Origin of the sequence: Burkholderia stabilis, assembly GCF_001742165.1 — a bacterium.
GTDB classification, from domain to species: domain Bacteria; phylum Pseudomonadota; class Gammaproteobacteria; order Burkholderiales; family Burkholderiaceae; genus Burkholderia; species Burkholderia stabilis.
Map to the genome: position 1 here is coordinate 3213075 of NZ_CP016443.1, position 17961 is coordinate 3231035.

The following is a 17961-nucleotide window of genomic DNA, read 5'->3' on the forward strand; positions in this document are numbered from 1 at the left end:
CCCCGCCCGTTGTTTTTGCGGTCAATCGCGCGGGCGTGCGTGTGCTTGCCGGGCGATACTGTCCGCGCGTTTTCTTTTCGGTTCGCAAGCATTCGGTCGCGCAACGGCGATCGATACACGCCCGCTATACCTCGACACGGCGGGCCGCCGGCGCGCATCGGCGCCACGATCGACGTGGCTGGATCGATTCGTCGTAATTGAGTCTTACACATCTGACAGTTGACGCGACAACGGATTATTGGGCATCTTGTCCGGGTTTCCGCTTGCGGCGAAGTGCCAATCGCCGCGACATCCGCGCCGGGCACCGGCGCGATGCCCCGTCATGTCGCGTCCGTGATCGTGACGGCGGCACCCAATCGAGGAGTGCATTCATGTTGAAACCCGAAGTCGACAGCCTGGTCCCCCACGTTCCGTTCACGCGCCGCAAGTTCATGCAGGCCGCGCTGGGCGGCACCTTCGCGGCGGCCGTGCTGCCCGTGTCGGCCCAGACGGTCACGACCGACAGCGCCGGGCTGGACGTCGACACCATCGAAATCCGTTCGGGCGATGCGAGCGTGCCGGCCTATCGCGCGCAGCCGGTCGACAAGACGAACCTGCCGGTCATCATCGTGATCCACGAGATCTTCGGTGTGCATGCGCATATCGCCGACGTCTGCCGCCGCTTCGCGAAGCTCGGCTACCTTGCGATCGCGCCGGACCTGTTCGCGCGTCAGGGCAACGCGGCGAAGTATCCGACGATCAAGGAGCTTGACGAGAACATCATCAGCAAGGTGCCCGACCGGCAGGTGACGGAGGATATCGATGCGACCGTCGCGTGGGCCGGCAAGAACGGCGGCGACCTGACGCGTCTCGGCGTGACCGGGTTCTGCTGGGGCGGCCGCCAGGCGTGGCTGTATGCCGAGCACAATCCGCACGTGCGTGCAGCCGTCGCGTGGTACGGGTTCGTCGAGGGCAAGGCCGACGAGATGACGCCGTTCAATCCGGTCGATCACGCATCGCAGTTGAAAGTGCCCGTGCTCGGGCTGTACGGCGAGAAGGACAAGAACATCACGCAGGCGTCGCTCGCGGACATGCGCAAGGCGATCCAGACGAGCGATTCGAAGCTTGCGCGCGCATCCGAGATCGTCGTGTATCCGGATGCCGGCCACGCGTTCTTCGCCGATTACCGGCCGAGCTATGTCAAGGGCGATGCCGAGGACGGGTGGAAGCGCTCGATCGAGTGGTTCCACAAGTACGGCGTGCTGTAAACGGCAAGCGGCGGCACCTGCCGCCGCTTCGTTACTTCACCGCGCCGGCGCTTACGGCGTAGGGCCGGTCGCGATCGGCCGCGACGGATCGGCGCTCCATTCGCTCCACGAGCCCGGATACAGCGATGCGCCGTGCAGCCCGGCAATCTCCAGCGCGAGCGCGTTGTGGCATGCGGTGACGCCGGAGCCGCATTGCAGGATCACGCGGTTCGGCTCGATGCCCGCCAGCAGGGTGGAGAACGTCTCGCGCAGTTCATGGCCGGTCTTGAAGCGGCCGTCGGCGGTCAGGTTGTCCTTGAAGAACCGGTTGCGTGCGCCGGGGATGTGGCCGCCCACACGATCGATCGTTTCGTTTTCGCCGCGGTAGCGGTCGGGCGCGCGTGCATCGATCACGACGCGCGTGGGCGACTTGACGTTCGCGAGCACGGCGGCCGCATCGACCGTCGATTCGAGCGGTGCGCCTGCGCGGAAGTCACCGGCGGCCGGCTGCGGCACGTCGGTCGTCAGCGGGTGGCCGGCTGCTTCCCAGGCCTGCAGGCCGCCGTCGAGCACGGCGACCGAATCGTGGCCGAGCCAGCGCAGCAGCCACCACAGGCGCGCCGCGTAGGCGCCGCCTTGCGCGTCGTACGCGACGACCTGCTGGCCCTGCTTGAGGCCATGGCTTGCGAGCAGCGTGGCGAGCGCATCGCGGGTCGGCAGCGGATGGCGGCCGTTGGTGCCCGTCTTGCGGCCGGACAGGTCTCGGTCGAGGTGGAGATACTGCGCGCCGGGGATGTGGCCGGCTGCATAGGCGGCTTCGCCCGCGCCGGGATCGACGAGATCGAAACGGCAGTCGAACAGCGCGACGCTACCGGGCGCCGCGGCCAGGCGCTCGGCGAGGTTGGCGGCGGAAATGAGCGTGGTGTAGTGAGTGTGTGGCATGACGGCTCCCTGGAGTGCGAATGGCCTGACATTCCAAGTCTAAACAAAAAAAGACGGGCCGAAGCCCGTCTTTTCGTCTGCCGGATGCGGTGCGGCGTCAAAGCGTCGCACCGGCTGTCAGAGGTCGCCGAGGTGGCGGCGCAGGAACTCGTGGAAGTGCTGCATGCCGTCTTCCATCGGGCTCTGGTACGGGCCGACCTGCGACTCGCCGCGTGCCATCAGCGCACGGCGGCCTGCATCCATCCGCATTGCGATCTCGTCGTCCTCGACGGCCGTTTCCATATAGGCGGCGCGCTCGGCTTCGACGAATTCGCGTTCGAACAGCGCGATTTCCTCGGGGTAATAGAACTCGACGATGTTGGTCGTCTTCTGCGGGCCACGCGGAATCAGCCACGACACGACGAGCACGTGCGGATACCACTCGATCATCAGGCCCGGGTAGTAGACCATCCAGATCGCGCCGAACTCCGGCGGCACGCCGTTGCGGAACTTCAGCACCTGCTCGTGCCATTTCTGGTAGGTCGCGCTGCCTGGTTTCGCGAGGGCGTTGTGCACGCCGACCGTTTGCACGCTGTACCAGTCGCCGAACTCCCACTTGAGGTCGTCGCACGACACGAAGCTGCCCAGGCCCGGATGGAACGGGACGACGTGATAGTCCTCGAGGTAGACCTCGATGAACGTCTTCCAGTTGTAATCGCACTCGTGCACTTCGACGTGATCGAAGTGGTACTCGGAGAAATCGAAGTGATGCCTGGTGCCGAGATTGGCGAGGTCGCGTGCGACGTTCCGGCCTTCGGCCTCGAACAGCAGCCCCTGCCAGTTCTGCAGCGGGCTTTTGCCGAGGTTCAGGCAGGGTTTGTCGGGGAAGTGCGGTGCGCCGAGCAACTGGCCTTCCAGATCGTAGGTCCAGCGGTGCAGCGGGCACACGATGTTCTGCGTGTGGCCGCGCCCGTTGAGCATGATCGCCTGCCGGTGGCGGCAGACGTTCGACAGCAGTTCGATCTGGTTCGCCGGGTTGCGGACCAGCACGCGGCCTTCCTTCTCGGACGGCAGCGCAAAATAATCCCCCGCCTCGGGCACCATCAACTCGTGCCCGACGTAACGAGGTCCTTTCTTGAAGAGGGTTTCGATCTCGCGCTCGAGGAGCGCCTCATCGAAGTATGCAGTGACTGGAAGCTGGCTGTGAGCCGACTTCAACTGAAGCGCATCGCTCAGATTGGACATTCCCACTCCCGGTGTTAGCGTGAAAGCAGTGAACAACCCAACCATCGAAAAATCGATTTAGGGAAACGGGGAATTATACCCGGTTCGCCTCGCAAGGCTAGGATTAAGTGCCTGATTTGTGTCAATTTTTTGTCGGGCGACAATCGGGAGGCGCACACTGTGTATCGGAGATGGGGCCGGAATATGTGCGAGGCGGCCCAAGTCGGCAGATCGGAGAATTCTCTTTTGCCGTAGAATGTCCGACTTGTTTTGAAATTTGACACCCTCGTCCATGGCGAAAACCGCATCCCCAGGCGCCACGCCGCCCGGCAATGGCACCGAACCGTTGCCGGACAATTATGAGATGGCGCTCGCGGAACTCGAGACGCTGGTTGCCCGGATGGAAGGCGGCGCGTTGAGCCTCGAGGATTCACTGGCGGCCTACCGCCGCGGTGCGACCCTCGTTGCGTTTTGCCAACAGCAGCTTGAGAAAGTGGAACAGCAGGTTCGCGTGCTCGACGGCGCGACGCTGAAGCCGCTTTCGTCCGGAACGGCCGCCACGGACGGCGAAGACGACGATCTATGACATTCGAACAATGGATGCGGTCCGTGCTTGACCGTGTCGAGGACGCACTCGGTTACTACCTGCCCGCAGAAACCGCGATGCCCGCGCAACTCCACGAGGCGATGCGCTATGCGGTCCTCGGCGGCGGCAAACGCGTTCGCCCGCTGCTGTGCCATGCAGCCGGCGAGCTGACCGGCGCGACGGAAGCGGCGCGCAATGCAGCGGCGGCGGCGCTGGAGATGATCCACGTCTACTCGCTCGTGCACGACGACATGCCGTGCATGGACGACGACGCGCTGCGGCGCGGCAAGCCGACCGTGCACGTGCAGTACGACGAGCCGACGGCGCTGCTGGTCGGCGATGCGCTGCAGTCGCAGGCGTTCGTCGCGCTGACCGATGCCGATGCGCTGTCGCCGGTACAACAGGCGGCGCTCGTGCGCGAGCTTGCGCTCGCGAGCGGCTCGATCGGCATGGCCGGCGGCCAGGCGATCGACCTGGCGAGCGTCGGCCTCAAGCTGACGCGCGAACAGCTCGAGACGATGCACCGGATGAAGACGGGCGCATTGCTGCGCGCGGCCGTGCGGATGGGCGCGCTGGCTGGCGAGACGCCTTCGGCGGAAACGATGGCCGCGCTCGATGTCTATGCGGGGGCCGTGGGTCTGGCCTTCCAGGTCGTCGACGATATTCTCGACGTCACGACCGATTCGGCGACGCTCGGCAAGACGGCCGGCAAGGATGCGGCGAACGACAAGCCGACCTACGTATCGATCCTCGGCCTCGAGGCGTCGCGCGAACTCGCCGCGCAACTGCGCGCCGAAGCGCACGACGCGCTGAAACCGTTCGGCGCACGCGCACAGCGTCTCGCCGAACTTGCCGACCTGGTGGTGAACCGGGTCAGCTGACGCGAAAGCCCGCCGCCGCGCACACGCTACGTGCGTGCAATAGAATGCGGGCGCGTTTGATTTCCTACAATGGAACGACGATGTACGACTTGCTGAAAACCATCGACGACCCGGCGGATTTGCGCCGCCTCGATCGTCGCCAACTGCAACCGCTCGCGGATGAACTGCGCGCGTTCGTGCTCGACAGCGTGTCGAAGACGGGCGGCCATTTGTCGTCCAACCTCGGGACGGTCGAGCTGACGATCGCGTTGCACTACGTGTTCAACACGCCGAACGATCGCATCGTCTGGGACGTGGGTCACCAGACCTACCCGCACAAGATCCTGACGGGCCGCCGCGACCAGATGCATTCGCTGCGCCAGCAGGATGGCATCTCGGGTTTCCCGCGCCGTTCGGAGTCGGAATACGACACGTTCGGCACCGCGCACTCGAGCACGTCGATCTCCGCCGCGCTCGGCATGGCGATCGGCAGCCAGCTGAACGGTGACGACCGCTTCTCGATCGCCGTGATCGGCGACGGCGCGATGACGGCCGGCATGGCATTCGAAGCGATGAACAACGCGGGCGTGTCGGAAGATGCGAAAGTGCTCGTGATCCTGAACGACAACGACATGTCGATTTCGCCGCCGGTCGGCGCGCTGAATCGCCATCTCGCACGCCTGATGTCGGGCCGCTTCTATGCGGCCGCGCGCGCGGGCGTCGAGCGCGTGCTGAGTGTTGCACCGCCGGTGCTCGAACTCGCGCGCAAGCTCGAGGAGCATGCGAAGGGCATGGTCGTGCCGGCCACGCTGTTCGAAGAGTTCGGCTTCAACTACATCGGCCCGATCGACGGTCACGATCTCGATTCGCTGATCCCGACGCTGCAGAACATCCGCGAACTGCGCGGCCCGCAGTTCCTGCACGTGGTGACGAAGAAAGGCCAGGGCTACAAGCTCGCCGAAGCCGATCCCGTGCTCTATCACGGCCCCGGCAAGTTCAATCCGGCCGAAGGCATCAAGCCGTCGCCCACGCCCGCGAAAAAGACGTACACGCAGGTGTTCGGCGAGTGGCTGTGCGATGAAGCCGAGCGCGATTCGCGTGTCGTCGGCATCACGCCCGCGATGCGCGAAGGCTCGGGCATGGTCGAGTTCGAGAAGCGCTTCAAGGATCGCTACTACGACGTCGGCATCGCCGAGCAGCACGCGGTGACGTTCGCGGGCGGCCTCGCGACCGAAGGGCTCAAGCCGGTCGTCGCGATCTACTCGACGTTCCTGCAGCGTGCGTACGATCAGCTGATTCACGACGTCGCGCTGCAGAACCTGCCGGTCGTGTTCGCGATCGACCGCGCGGGCCTCGTCGGCGCGGACGGCGCGACGCACGCGGGTGCGTACGATCTCGCGTTCATGCGCTGCATCCCGAACATGACGATCATGGCCGCATCCGACGAGAACGAATGCCGCCAGATGCTGCACACGGCGCTGCAACAGCCGAACCCGACGGCGGTGCGCTATCCGCGCGGCGCGGGCACGGGCGTGCAGACGGTGAAGGAACTCACCGAGATTCCGCTCGGCAAGGGTGAGGTGCGCCGCCGCACGGCGCAGCCGGAAGGCAAGCGCGTCGCGATCCTCGCATTCGGCACGATGGTCGCACCGTCGCTCGTCGCAGGCGAAGAGCTCGATGCAACCGTCGCGAACATGCGCTTCGTGAAGCCGGTCGACGCTGCGCTCGTGCGCGAACTCGCCGAGACGCACGACTACCTCGTCACGGTCGAGGAAGGTTGCGTGATGGGCGGTGCGGGCTCGGCCTGCGTGGAAGCCCTGATGGAGAGTGGGGTTATCCGACCCGTACTACAATTGGGCCTCCCTGACCTGTTCATCGATCACGGCGACCCCGCGAAGCTGCTGTCGCAATGCGGCCTCGACGGCGCGGGTATCGCGAAATCGATTCGCGAACGCTTCCTGAGCCCGGCGGCCGATGTCGCCGGTCAGGCAAAGCGCGTCGCATAAGCTGGCGCTACCCGCGGGCGGCGCTGGTGCGACTGGCGCAACCGGTCTTCATTGATGCGGAAAACATGGGCCTGCGGGCCCATGTTGCTTTTCCGGCTGCCGCAAGATGCGGCGTGCGCGTCGTCGGACGCGCGGCTTACAAGGATTGAACAAGAGATGAACCAGATGAATCCCGCCTTCGTGATGCCCGACGTGCAGAGCACGGTGGATACCCGCCAGATTCCGATTCAGCGCGTGGGCGTGAAGGCGGTCCGGCATCCGTTGACGGTGTGTACCGAAAGCGGCGACGTGCAGCCGACCGTCGGCGTCTGGAACCTCGACGTCCGCCTGCCGGCTGACCAGAAGGGCACGCACATGTCGCGCTTCGTCGCGCTGCTCGAAGAGAACCGTGCGCCGCTGACGGTCGAGCGCTTCCGCGCGATGCTCGCGTCGATGCTCGAGAAGTTGGAAGCCGAGGCCGGCCGCATCGAGGTCACGTTCCCGTACTTCGTGAACAAGACCGCACCGGTGTCGGGCGTGCAGAGCCTGCTCGACTATGAAGTGACGCTCGCGGGCGAAAGCCGCAACGGCGACACGCGCCTGTTCCTGAAGGTGCTCGTGCCGGTGACGAGCCTGTGCCCGTGCTCGAAGAAGATCTCGCAGTACGGCGCGCACAACCAGCGCTCGCACGTGACGATCGATGCCGAGCTCGCGGCCGACCTGCCGGTCGAGGCGCTGATCCGCATCGCGGAGGAAGAGGCGTCGTGCGAGCTGTGGGGCCTGCTGAAGCGTCCGGACGAGAAGTTCGTGACCGAGCGTGCATACGAGAACCCGAAGTTCGTCGAGGATCTCGTGCGCGACGTCGCGCAGCGTCTCGATGCGGACGAACGCGTGATCGCGTACGTGCTCGAAGCCGAGAACTTCGAGTCGATCCACAATCACAGCGCGTATGCGTTGATCGAACGCGACAAGCGGCAGGCTGCATAACGCTGCGTCGTTTTGTCGCGCTGACGAAAAAGGCCGCTCGTTTGAGTGGCCTTTTTTGCGTTTGCTTTGCGCGGCTCAGCGTGCGAGCGAAGCGAGATCCCAGCGCGGCTTCACCGTGAATGCGTAGTCGGCATTCGCCTGCTCGGGCCAGCGGCCGAGCCGCAGCGCGCCCGCGAGCGCGATCATCGCGCCGTTGTCGGTGCAGAGCGCGAGGTCGGGGTAATGCACGTCGAAGCCGCGCTTGGCCGCGGCCGCCGACAGTGCCGCGCGCAACTGGCGGTTCGCGCCGACGCCGCCTGCAACCACGAGGCGCTTGAGCTTCGTCTTTTTCAGCGCGGCGAGCGATTTCGCGACGAGCACGTCGACGGCTGCGTCGACGAAGCCGCGCGCGAGGTCAGCTTTCGCGCGTTCGAGCGCGTCGCCCGACAGCTTCGCCGCTTCGAACTTCTTCATCTGCGTGAGCACGGCCGTCTTCAGGCCGCTGAAGCTGAAGTCGAGGTCGCCGGAATGCAGCATCGGGCGCGGCAGCACGACCGCGCCAGGCGTGCCTGTTTCGGCGAGCTTCGATACTTCCGGGCCGCCCGGGTATCCGAGGCAGATCAGCTTCGCCGTCTTGTCGAACGCTTCGCCGGCCGCGTCGTCGAGCGTTTCGCCGAGCGTTTCGTACACGCCGACGTCGGTCACGCGCATCAGTTGCGTATGGCCACCGGAAACCAGCAGCGCGACGAACGGGAACGGCGGCGGCTCGGCGACGAGCAGCGGTGACAGCAAGTGGCCTTCGAGGTGATGAATGCCGACGGTCGGCTTGTTCCATGCGAGCGCGAGTGCATTCGCGATGCTCGCGCCGACCAGCAGCGCGCCGGCGAGGCCAGGGCCTTGCGTGAACGCGATCGCGTCGATGTCGTCGCGGTGCGTGCCGCTTTGCGTCATCACTTCCTCGAGCAGCGGCAGCGCGCGGCGGATGTGGTCGCGCGATGCGAGCTCGGGCACGACGCCGCCGTAGTCGCGGTGCATCGCGATCTGCGAATGGAGCGCGTGCGCGAGCAGGCCGCGCTGCGTGTCGTAGAGCGCGAGGCCGGTTTCGTCACAGGAGCTTTCGATGCCGAGAACGAGCATGGGTGCGGGCGGGGCGCGCCGTATCGGGCGCGCCGCAGGAAGGTCAACGTAACAGGAAAGTATAGCAGGCGAGGGCGGGCCGGATTCCGGGCGGGTACAATCCGCGCCATGGAAACTTATGACATCGCCGTGATCGGCGCGGGTGCCGCCGGGATGATGAGCGCCGCGGTCGCCGGGCAACTCGGCCGCCGCGTCGTGCTGATCGATCACGCGCCGCGGCTCGCCGAGAAAATCCGTATCTCGGGCGGCGGCCGCTGCAACTTCACGAACCTGTACGCGGGCCCCGACAACTACCTGTCGGCCAATCCGCATTTCGCACGCTCGGCGCTGGCGCGTTATACGCCGCGCGACTTTCTCGGGTTGCTCAAACGCCATCACGTGACCTGGCACGAAAAGCACAAGGGCCAGCTTTTTTGTGATCACGGCAGCGACGCGGTCATCGACGTGCTGAAGCACGAGTGCGACGCAGGCGGCATCGCGTGGCGCCGGCCCGTCGTCGTCGACGCGGTGCGCCACGCGCCGGCCGATGGCTTCATGCTCGATACGCAGCAGGCGGGGCAGATCGGCGCGCGCGCGCTGATCGTCGCGACCGGCGGCCTGTCGATCCCGAAGATCGGCGCGACCGACTTCGGCTACCGGCTCGCGAAGCAGTTCGGCCACAAGCTCATCGATACGCGGCCCGCGCTGGTGCCGCTCACGTTCGCGCAGCAGGACTGGGAGCCGTTCGCGGCGTTGTCCGGCGTGTCGCTCGAGGTGCGTGTGTCCACCGGCGACAAGAAGCGCGGCGGCGAATTCGTCGAGGATCTGCTGTTGACCCATCGCGGCCTGTCCGGGCCCGGCATCCTGCAGATCTCGAGCTACTGGCAGCCCGGCGACCCGATCCGTGTCGACCTGCTGCCGCAGCGCGACACGGTGGCCGACCTGCTCGACGCGAAGCGCACGTCGAAGCGCCAGGTCGGTTCGCTGCTCGCGGACTGGGTGCCGTCGCGCCTCGCGCACGCATGGCTCGACACGCATCGTGTCGCGGCCGACGCGCGGCTCGCCGACTTGCCCGACAAGACGCTGCGCCAGATCGGCGAGGCGCTCGCCGGCTGGACGCTGACCCCGAATGGTACCGAGGGCTACAAGAAGGCCGAAGTGACCAAGGGCGGGGTCGATACGCGGGAGTTGTCGTCGGCGACGATGATGAGCGCGCGGGTGCCGGGGCTGTTCTTCGTCGGCGAGGCCGTGGACGTGACGGGCTGGCTCGGCGGCTACAACTTCCAGTGGGCGTGGGCGTCCGGCACGGCAGCCGGGCAGGCCGCAGCGGAGTATTCGCGCGGCGCCTGACGTGCCGGGCAAGCCTTTTGACGGGACCAGGCCCTCGTGTCTTTGTGCGGTGCTCTGCTATACTCGGTAGTCTTTCCCTGCAAACCTTTATTCGTGTCGGATCATGACGATCATTCGCGTTAAAGAGAACGAGCCGTTCGAAGTTGCAATGCGTCGCTTCAAGCGCACGATCGAAAAGAACGGTCTGTTGACCGAACTTCGTGCGCGCGAGTTTTACGAGAAGCCGACTGCGGAGCGCAAGCGGAAGAAGTCTGCAGCGGTGAAGCGTCACTACAAGCGTATCCGCAGCCAGACGTTGCCGAAGAAGCTGTACTGAACGAGATTGGGCGCCGCGCGGTTTGCCGGGCGGCGCACCGGCGACTCCAATCGGGCGCGATCCCGGACAATCGAGCGCGATCGCGCAGCCAGTCAGGCGGCCGGTCGGGCGGCGAGTCGCCGATGCCGGATTCGAGCAACCCGCTTGAGACACTGTCCCAAGCGGGTTTTTGTGTTGACGTCCGGTCACGGGCGTCAGATTCACGTTTCCATCCCGGGTGAAAGATGAGTTTGAAAGAGCAGATCAGCGAAGACATGAAGGCCGCGATGCGCGCGAAGGACAGCGAGCGTCTGGCGACGATTCGCCTGCTGATGGCCGCGATCAAGCAGCGTGAGGTCGATGATCGGGTCACGCTCGACGACGCGGGCATCACGGCCGTGATCGACAAGATGATCAAGCAGCGCAAGGATTCGATCAGCCAGTTCCAGGCCGCCAACCGCGACGACCTCGTCGCGAAGGAGCAGGCCGAGCTGGTCGTGCTGGGCGGCTACATGCCCGCGCAGCTGTCGGACGCCGAAGTGGCTGCCGAAGTCCAGGCCGCGGTCGCGCAAACCGGCGCAGCCGGCCCGCAGGACATGGGCAAGGTGATGGGCGTGCTGAAGGGCAAGCTCGCCGGCCGCGCCGACATGACGGCCGTTTCCGCGCAGGTCAAGGCCGCACTCACGAAGTAAAACCTGTTCCCGGTGCGCGCAGCGATGCGCGCGCCGGGCATCGTATTGTCTTTTTTCGCTCGATCCCACGGTGATTCCGCACTCGTTCCTGCAGGATTTGCTGAACCGCGTCGATATCGTCGACGTGGTGGGCCGGTACGTGCAGCTCAAGAAGGGCGGCGCCAATTTCATGGGGCTGTGCCCGTTCCACAACGAGAAAAGCCCGTCGTTTACCGTCAGCCCGACCAAGCAGTTCTATCACTGCTTCGGCTGCGGCGCGCACGGCACGGCGATTGGCTTCCTGATGGAGCATGCGGGGCTCACGTTCCCGGAAGCCGTGCAGGAACTCGCGCAGTCCGTCGGGCTGACCGTGCCGCACGAGCCGTCGATGCGCGGCGGCGGTGGAGGAGGCGGTGGCGGTGACTATCCGGCGCCCGTGTCGAAATCAGTCGCGACCGCGTTGTCCGACGCGATGACTGCCGCGTGCGATTACTACCGCAAGCAGCTGCGCGGCGCGACCGTCGCGATCCAGTACCTGAAGAACCGGGGCCTGACCGGCGAGATCGCCGCGCGCTTCGGGCTCGGTTATGCGCCGGACGGCTGGCAGAATCTCGAAGCCGCGTTCCCGGACTACCGCGACGAGTCGCTCGTCGAGTCGGGGCTTGTGATCGTCAGCGAGAAAACCGATGCGCAGGGCGCCGCGCGCCGCTACGACCGGTTCCGCGAGCGGATCATGTTCCCGATCCGCAACGTGAAGGGGCAGGTGATCGGCTTCGGCGGCCGCGTGCTCGGCAGCGGCGAGCCGAAGTACCTGAACTCGCCCGAGACGCCGCTGTTCAACAAGGGCAGCGAACTGTACGGCCTGTTCGAGGCGCGGCTCGCCATTCGCGAGCGCAAGTACGTGCTGGTCGTCGAGGGCTACATGGACGTCGTCGCGCTCGCGCAGCTGGGGTTCCCGAACGCGGTCGCGACGCTCGGCACCGCATGTACGCCGATTCACGTGCAGAAGCTGCTGCGCCAGACCGACACGGTCATTTTCAGTTTCGACGGCGACTCGGCGGGGCGGCGTGCGGCCCGGCGAGCGCTCGAGGCATGTCTGCCGCATGCGGCGGACAACCGTACGATCCGGTTCCTTTTTCTGCCGACCGAGCATGATCCGGACAGCTATGTACGCGAATTTGGCGCCGATGCGTTCTCCGACCAGGTCGAGCGCGCGATGCCGCTGTCGCAATTTCTGCTGAACGAAGCCATTGCCGGCAAGGCGCTCGATCAGCCGGAAGGCCGCGCGAAGGCGCTGTTCGATGCGAAGCCGCTGCTGCAGGCGCTGCCCGCGAACGCGTTGCGCGCGCAGATCATGCACATGTTCGCGGACCGTCTCGACATCCCGTTCGAAGAGGTCGCGGGGCTGTCCGACGTCGATACGCGGATCGCGGCGCCGCCGCGCCAGGCTCCGGCGCGCAGCGAGCGCCGCCGCGTGACGGACAGCGAAAAGCGCGCGTTGCGAACGCTGGTGATGCATCCGCGCATCGCGTCGCAGCTCGACGACGAACAGATTGCGACCCTGCGAGCGTTGCCGCGCATCGGCGAGCTGTTCGCGGAGGTGGTCGACCACGCGCGTGCGCTGGGCGACGGCGCGGAGTTCCGGCTGCTGTCGGACGTCCTGCGGACGTCCTCGAACGGGGCGACTTACGAGGAAATCTTCCGCGAAATTCTGGACTATGATGAAAACGTCCGCGATTTGCTGTTACAGAATCCGGAAGACGAGACGGTGCCCGAGCGGCAGCGTGAGCAGGAGCGGATCGCGGGGGAGGAGCTGCAGGCGGCGGTGCTCAAGATGCGCTATGACGCCTGCTGCGACAGGCTTGACAGGCTGGCGCGGCAATCCACCTTCACACCCGAGGAACTGGCCGAATTGACGGAATTGAACCAGCAGCGAACCGACATGAAGCGTCGGCTCGGGCTGTAGGCGGCCGGGGGAGCTTAGAGAGGGCTCCCCAGCGTGCTATAATATAAGGTTTCCAGCGGTTTGTTTTCTAAGCAGAGGCGAGAATCGCGATGGCAAAGACGACAGGCGGAAAGAAAGCAACAGGCAAGGGCTCGACGGAGCCGACCAAGAAGGTCACAGCGGCCAAGTCTGCTTCTTCCACCAGGACAACGTCTTCAGCCTCGTCAGCCACTGCAGGAAAGAAAACCGCGGCCGGCACCGCTCAGGCTGCGCCGGCGCCGGCAGCCAGAACACGGGCTGCCGCCAGACCCGACTCCGGGCCGGCCAAGCCGGCGGCGAAGCGGGCAAGTGCGAAAAGCGCAAGGGACACGACTGCCGACGCGGACGAAACGGCAGTACGTACTACTCATGCACCCACGGTTCAACCGGCTGTCGTCCAGCAGCCGCGAGTCGATATAGCCGGTACGGCGAACTCCATGACCAAAAAGCTGAACGAAGTATCCGTCGAAGACGACGCAAATCAGAGCGACGAGCAGCCCGCAGCCGCGGCTGCACCGGGCAAATCCAAGGTGCGCGATCGTCGCGCCAAGGAAAAGGCGCTGCTGAAGGAAGCGTTCGCGACGAGCACGCCGGGCACGGCCGAGGAGCTCGAAGAGCGCCGCGTGAAGCTGCGCGCGCTGATCAAGCTCGGCAAGGAGCGCGGCTTCCTTACGTACGCCGAAATCAACGACCACCTGCCGGACAACTTCACCGAGACCGAAGCCCTCGAAGGCATCATCGGCACGTTCAACGACATGGGCGTGGCGGTTTACGAGCAGGCGCCGGACGCGGAAACGCTGCTCCTGAACGACAACGCGCCGGCCGCGTCGTCGGACGATGAAGTCGAAGAGGAAGCGGAAGTCGCGCTGTCCACCGTCGATTCGGAATTCGGCCGCACGACCGATCCGGTTCGGATGTACATGCGTGAAATGGGCACGGTCGAGCTGCTCACGCGCGAAGGCGAAATCGAGATCGCGAAGCGGATCGAGGACGGCCTGCGCCACATGGTGATGGCGATTTCCGCGTGCCCGACGACGATTGCCGACATCCTCGCGATGGCGGAGCGCGTCGCGAACGAAGAGATCCGCGTCGACGAACTCGTCGACGGCCTGCTCGATCCGAACGCATCGGATTCCGCCGATACCGACGGCTTCTCCGCGAAGGAAGCGGAAGCCATCGAGAACGAGGACGAGGAAGCCGAAGAGGAAGAGGAAGAAGAGGAAGAAGAGGAGGACGACGGTGCCGCGCAAGCATCGGCCAACGCCGCCCAGCTCGAAGCCCTCAAGCGTGCATCGCTCGACAAGTTCTCGCAGATCAGCGAGTGGTTCGACAAGATGCGCCGCGCGTTCGAAAAGGAAGGCTACAAGTCGAAGGCCTACCTGAAGGCGCAGGAAACGATCCAAGCCGAACTGATGACGATCCGCTTCACCGCGCGTACCGTCGAGCGCCTGTGCGACACGCTGCGTGCGCAGGTGGACGAAGTGCGTCAGGTCGAGCGCCAGATCCTGCACACCGTCGTCGACAAGTGCGGCATGCCGCGTTCGGAATTCATCGCGCGCTTCCCGGGCAGCGAGACGGATCTCGACTGGGCCGAGAAGATCACGGCCGAAGGCCATTCGTACAGCGCGGTGCTGTCGCGTAACGTTCCGGCGATCCGCGAACAGCAGCAGCGCCTGCTCGACCTGCAGGCGCGCGTCGTGCTGCCGCTGAAGGACCTGAAGGAAACCAACCGCCAGATGGCGGCCGGCGAACTGAAGGCACGCCAGGCGAAGCGCGAGATGACCGAGGCCAACCTGCGTCTCGTGATCTCGATCGCGAAGAAGTACACGAACCGTGGTCTGCAGTTCCTCGACCTGATCCAGGAAGGCAACATCGGCCTGATGAAGGCGGTGGACAAGTTCGAATACCGTCGCGGCTACAAGTTCTCGACCTATGCGACGTGGTGGATCCGTCAGGCCATCACGCGCTCGATCGCTGACCAGGCGCGCACGATCCGTATTCCGGTTCACATGATCGAAACGATCAACAAGATGAACCGCATCTCGCGGCAGATCCTGCAGGAAACCGGTCTCGAGCCGGATCCGGCAACGCTCGCCGAGAAGATGGAAATGCCGGAAGACAAGATCCGCAAGATCATGAAGATCGCGAAGGAGCCGATCTCGATGGAAACGCCGATCGGTGACGACGACGATTCCCATCTCGGCGACTTCATCGAGGACACCAACACGGTCGCGCCGGCAGATGCCGCGCTGCATGCCAGCATGCGCGACGTCGTGAAGGACGTGCTCGATTCGCTGACGCCGCGTGAGGCGAAGGTGCTGCGGATGCGCTTCGGTATCGAGATGAGCACCGATCACACGCTCGAGGAAGTCGGCAAGCAGTTCGACGTCACGCGCGAGCGGATCCGTCAGATCGAGGCCAAGGCGCTGCGCAAGCTGCGTCACCCGAGCCGTTCCGACAAGCTGAAGTCGTTCCTCGAAGGGAACTGATTTCCAGCGTCTCTCCTGCGAACGCCGCCGGTATCCGCGCGATACCGGTGGCGTTTGTCTCCTTTGTTGTTACAATGCCGGCCCGGCTTCTTTGCCGGGGCTGCGTGTAGCACGCTTCGCTTCTCATCAGGGCTTGTAGCTCAGCGGTTAGAGCAGTCGACTCATAATCGATTGGTCGCGGGTTCGAACCCCGCCGGGCCCACCAGATTTGCTTCCAACGTTATTCGAGGAAGTTTCGAAACCCGCGATGCCGCAAGGCTTCGCGGGTTTTTTGTTTTTCAGGGTGTCCGGGTGGATTCGTAGGCAGCCGGTATGCCTCTCAGGCATCAGGCCATGCCGGTGTGGCATCACGCCGGCCGGTCCTATCGTTTAAGATCGACGACTGTCGGTAATCTCACGAACTCGACCAACTGGCTCCGCCCAACCGGACACTGGCTCCATCAAGCCGATGCGTTGGCCCCAAGCCGTTCCTCCAGCAACAACTCAATGCTCCATGCCGGCTTTCCGTACGTCGATGCGACGTTTGCATTCATTCCGTTTGAATTCTTCTCGTTAGGAAATACGTGATGCAGGCAAGTCGGAGCGAATCGGTTGATTCGATCAATTTCCTCGGAGACGTTTTTTTGCGGGTCCACGCGCTTTCGTGCGAACTTCCCGCCCCTTCCTTCATCGGCTCCGCGGTTGCACTTGTCAGTCAATCAATATCCTCCCGTTCCGCGTGGTGGGGGCTGGTCGGTCGTGGGTGCAATGAAGTCACACCGACGGTCTACAAGAAGGAATTAATAGCGCTCCCAGCAGACTTCGAGGCAAGGTGGCTTCCCATTTCGGCGCAGGACACATTCGCGAAAGAAGTCGAAAGCCGTATCGGCGAGGTTTGCGCCTTTTCCACGGACGAAAACTACGGCGCTCCGGGAAAAACAAAGGAAGTCCAGGACTATTGCCGGGATTACGATCTGGCTCATGGCGTATCGATACTGCTGAGTGAGTCGTTCACAAGGAATCATTTCTTTTGCACGTTGTACCGAGGACAAGGTGCGCGACCGTTCGATGACATCGAGATGGCATATTTCGGTCAGCTAATGAGATACACGCTCGAGATATGGCGAGAGAATCTTCACCGCATGCTTTCTGTCCCGGCCGCAGAAAGCGTGCATTTGAGCGGGATCGCGGACAAGGACGGAAGAATTGTCGGCATCGGCGGAGGGCTGTGCGAGTTCATCTCCGTGAACTGGCCAGGGTGGAGCGGCGGGACGCTGCCACACGATCTCGTTCAGCTCTTCAGCGACGCGCCTTGTCGTACGCGCCTGGGAGGGAGAACGGTCGAGATCGGCTATTTCGGAAGCTACCTGCATGTATCCCTCGCACAGGACGGGCACGGGTTCGTCCTGTCACCCAAGGAGAGGGCGATTGCGCATCTGTTTGCCGCCGGTCGCTCATACAAGGAAATTTCACGCGCGATCGGCCTGTCCCCTGCAACGGTCAGAACCTATCTGCAACGCATCTATGCGCACCTCGGGGTGAACAACAAAATCCAACTCGGCAAGGTGCTCGTTCCGGATGCGACAGATGGCCGGGGTGAGGGCGTCCAGCCATCCTGATTGCGGCAGCCTCCGGCATTTACATCTCGTCGACCCGTTTGAAACCGCTGACTCCTGTCGCGACGCGTCGCCCGACGCGAGGGTGATCGTCGGTCATGGCCCATTTCTCCGTTGACTCTTGTGTGCCCAAATCCTTCGTCGGCAAATGTCGTTGATGTGTCCGGCGACGGTTGGGTCGTCATCGGTCCGCCGCGACGCCCGAGCGGACCATTTCTCGGATCGTCACGACGGGCGGTCGTCCGGGCGTACGTCTGCATTTGCAGAGTATCGAGTGTCGATCGTGCCATGGGAGAATGATTTCGATTCGAAAGTGGTTCACGGGTAGCGCGCCCGGCCGGCGGCCGGATACTGCCCGCTCGCCAGCGCTGCATCAGCGATGCAGACCACGTTGCTCGACGCGATGATGACGGCATTACCTTGTCCGAAAAAACCTGCTCATTGGCCGCTGTTACGCTTCCCCGGTTTCGGACCGAATGTTTTAATTTTTTACATTGAACAAGCGATACATACGCGTCGGGAAATGAAGGTGCCCGACGAGTAGGCAGCAGTAATCGTAGAGCAACCGGCTGATTGTGCCGACCTGGCAAGCCTGTGTTTCCGGCGATTTCTTTGGGTTGGAACAACAGGGACCGGGGTTCATCGCGTCATCAATGCTGTCGTGCGCCGATTGGCGGGTGATCGATTGCGTGA

The 17961-nt window shown here is 64.2% G+C and carries 14 protein-coding genes and 1 tRNA gene; 12 read left to right on the forward strand and 3 right to left on the reverse strand.

The window, feature by feature from the left end; genetic code table 11:
• Positions 1–371: 371 nt before the first annotated feature.
• Entirely contained in the window at positions 372–1247 is an 876-nt protein-coding gene (locus BBJ41_RS32235; protein WP_069750183.1) for a dienelactone hydrolase family protein, read from the forward strand.
• 51 nt (positions 1248–1298) lie between these two features.
• Here the strand turns inward: BBJ41_RS32235 and BBJ41_RS32240 are convergent, their stop codons facing one another.
• Positions 1299–2168 (reverse strand): sulfurtransferase, encoded by an 870-nt coding sequence (locus tag BBJ41_RS32240; protein ID WP_069750184.1) that lies wholly within the window; start codon positions 2166–2168, stop codon positions 1299–1301.
• A gap of 117 nt (positions 2169–2285) precedes the next feature.
• Positions 2286–3392 carry an aromatic ring-hydroxylating oxygenase subunit alpha gene (locus BBJ41_RS32245; RefSeq protein ID WP_069750185.1) on the reverse strand — a complete coding sequence of 369 codons (1107 nt, stop codon included), beginning with the start codon at positions 3390–3392 and terminating at the stop codon, positions 2286–2288.
• Positions 3393–3663: 271 nt separating this feature from the next.
• Here BBJ41_RS32245 and BBJ41_RS32250 point away from each other — a divergent pair, with 271 nt between their 5' ends.
• From BBJ41_RS32250 to folE2, 4 genes are all read left to right on the forward strand, one after another.
• Positions 3664–3957: an exodeoxyribonuclease VII small subunit gene (locus BBJ41_RS32250; RefSeq protein ID WP_006479428.1), complete on the forward strand. Its 294-nt coding sequence runs from the start codon at positions 3664–3666 to the stop codon at positions 3955–3957.
• Entirely contained in the window at positions 3954–4838 is an 885-nt protein-coding gene (locus tag BBJ41_RS32255; protein WP_069750186.1) for a polyprenyl synthetase family protein, read from the forward strand. The genes BBJ41_RS32250 and BBJ41_RS32255 overlap by 4 nt, the downstream gene beginning before the upstream one ends.
• A gap of 80 nt (positions 4839–4918) precedes the next feature.
• Positions 4919–6823, forward strand: coding sequence for a 1-deoxy-D-xylulose-5-phosphate synthase (gene dxs / locus BBJ41_RS32260; protein ID WP_069750187.1), 1905 nt, complete (start codon positions 4919–4921; stop codon positions 6821–6823).
• A gap of 156 nt (positions 6824–6979) precedes the next feature.
• Positions 6980–7789 carry a GTP cyclohydrolase FolE2 gene (gene folE2, locus BBJ41_RS32265; protein WP_069750188.1) on the forward strand — a complete coding sequence of 270 codons (810 nt, stop codon included), beginning with the start codon at positions 6980–6982 and terminating at the stop codon, positions 7787–7789.
• Positions 7790–7864: 75 nt separating this feature from the next.
• Here folE2 and tsaD read toward each other — a convergent pair whose 3' ends face one another.
• Positions 7865–8905, reverse strand: a complete 1041-nt coding sequence (tsaD, locus tag BBJ41_RS32270) for a tRNA (adenosine(37)-N6)-threonylcarbamoyltransferase complex transferase subunit TsaD (RefSeq protein ID WP_069750189.1) — start codon at positions 8903–8905, stop codon at positions 7865–7867.
• Positions 8906–9013: 108 nt separating this feature from the next.
• On the opposite strand from tsaD, the gene BBJ41_RS32275 reads away from it, so the two are divergent.
• The 7 genes from BBJ41_RS32275 to BBJ41_RS32310 all read left to right on the forward strand — a co-directional run bounded on the left by BBJ41_RS32275 (position 9014) and on the right by BBJ41_RS32310 (position 17271).
• Positions 9014–10234 (forward strand): BaiN/RdsA family NAD(P)/FAD-dependent oxidoreductase, encoded by a 1221-nt coding sequence (locus BBJ41_RS32275; RefSeq protein WP_069750190.1) that lies wholly within the window; start codon positions 9014–9016, stop codon positions 10232–10234.
• A gap of 103 nt (positions 10235–10337) precedes the next feature.
• Positions 10338–10550, forward strand: coding sequence for a 30S ribosomal protein S21 (rpsU, locus tag BBJ41_RS32280; protein ID WP_069750191.1), 213 nt, complete (start codon positions 10338–10340; stop codon positions 10548–10550).
• Positions 10551–10774: 224 nt separating this feature from the next.
• Positions 10775–11221, forward strand: coding sequence for a GatB/YqeY domain-containing protein (locus BBJ41_RS32285; RefSeq protein WP_069750192.1), 447 nt, complete (start codon positions 10775–10777; stop codon positions 11219–11221).
• Between the two features lie 70 nt (positions 11222–11291).
• A complete protein-coding gene (gene dnaG / locus BBJ41_RS32290; protein WP_069750193.1) occupies positions 11292–13166 on the forward strand; it encodes a DNA primase in 1875 nt (624 codons plus the stop codon).
• Between the two features lie 89 nt (positions 13167–13255).
• Positions 13256–15673: an RNA polymerase sigma factor RpoD gene (gene rpoD / locus BBJ41_RS32300; RefSeq protein ID WP_083282039.1), complete on the forward strand. Its 2418-nt coding sequence runs from the start codon at positions 13256–13258 to the stop codon at positions 15671–15673.
• Positions 15674–15802: 129 nt separating this feature from the next.
• Positions 15803–15878: transfer RNA gene (locus tag BBJ41_RS32305), tRNA-Ile, on the forward strand.
• Between the two features lie 361 nt (positions 15879–16239).
• Positions 16240–17271 carry a response regulator transcription factor gene (locus BBJ41_RS32310; RefSeq protein ID WP_069750195.1) on the forward strand — a complete coding sequence of 344 codons (1032 nt, stop codon included), beginning with the start codon at positions 16240–16242 and terminating at the stop codon, positions 17269–17271.
• The last annotated feature ends 690 nt before the right edge of the window (positions 17272–17961 follow it).

What these genes read in the sequence shown, in the direction of transcription:
- BBJ41_RS32235 (WP_069750183.1), top strand. Translation starts at nt 372, where the DNA reads ATGTTGAAACCCGAAGTCGACAGCCTGGTCCCCCACGTTCCGTTCACG.
- BBJ41_RS32240 (WP_069750184.1), bottom strand. Translation starts at nt 2,168, where the DNA reads ATGCCACACACTCACTACACCACGCTCATTTCCGCCGCCAACCTCGCC.
- BBJ41_RS32245 (WP_069750185.1), bottom strand. Translation starts at nt 3,392, where the DNA reads ATGTCCAATCTGAGCGATGCGCTTCAGTTGAAGTCGGCTCACAGCCAG.
- BBJ41_RS32250 (WP_006479428.1), top strand. Translation starts at nt 3,664, where the DNA reads ATGGCGAAAACCGCATCCCCAGGCGCCACGCCGCCCGGCAATGGCACC.
- BBJ41_RS32255 (WP_069750186.1), top strand. Translation starts at nt 3,954, where the DNA reads ATGACATTCGAACAATGGATGCGGTCCGTGCTTGACCGTGTCGAGGAC.
- dxs (WP_069750187.1), top strand. Translation starts at nt 4,919, where the DNA reads ATGTACGACTTGCTGAAAACCATCGACGACCCGGCGGATTTGCGCCGC.
- folE2 (WP_069750188.1), top strand. Translation starts at nt 6,980, where the DNA reads ATGAACCAGATGAATCCCGCCTTCGTGATGCCCGACGTGCAGAGCACG.
- tsaD (WP_069750189.1), bottom strand. Translation starts at nt 8,905, where the DNA reads ATGCTCGTTCTCGGCATCGAAAGCTCCTGTGACGAAACCGGCCTCGCG.
- BBJ41_RS32275 (WP_069750190.1), top strand. Translation starts at nt 9,014, where the DNA reads ATGGAAACTTATGACATCGCCGTGATCGGCGCGGGTGCCGCCGGGATG.
- rpsU (WP_069750191.1), top strand. Translation starts at nt 10,338, where the DNA reads ATGACGATCATTCGCGTTAAAGAGAACGAGCCGTTCGAAGTTGCAATG.
- BBJ41_RS32285 (WP_069750192.1), top strand. Translation starts at nt 10,775, where the DNA reads ATGAGTTTGAAAGAGCAGATCAGCGAAGACATGAAGGCCGCGATGCGC.
- rpoD (WP_083282039.1), top strand. Translation starts at nt 13,256, where the DNA reads ATGGCAAAGACGACAGGCGGAAAGAAAGCAACAGGCAAGGGCTCGACG.
- BBJ41_RS32310 (WP_069750195.1), top strand. Translation starts at nt 16,240, where the DNA reads ATGCAGGCAAGTCGGAGCGAATCGGTTGATTCGATCAATTTCCTCGGA.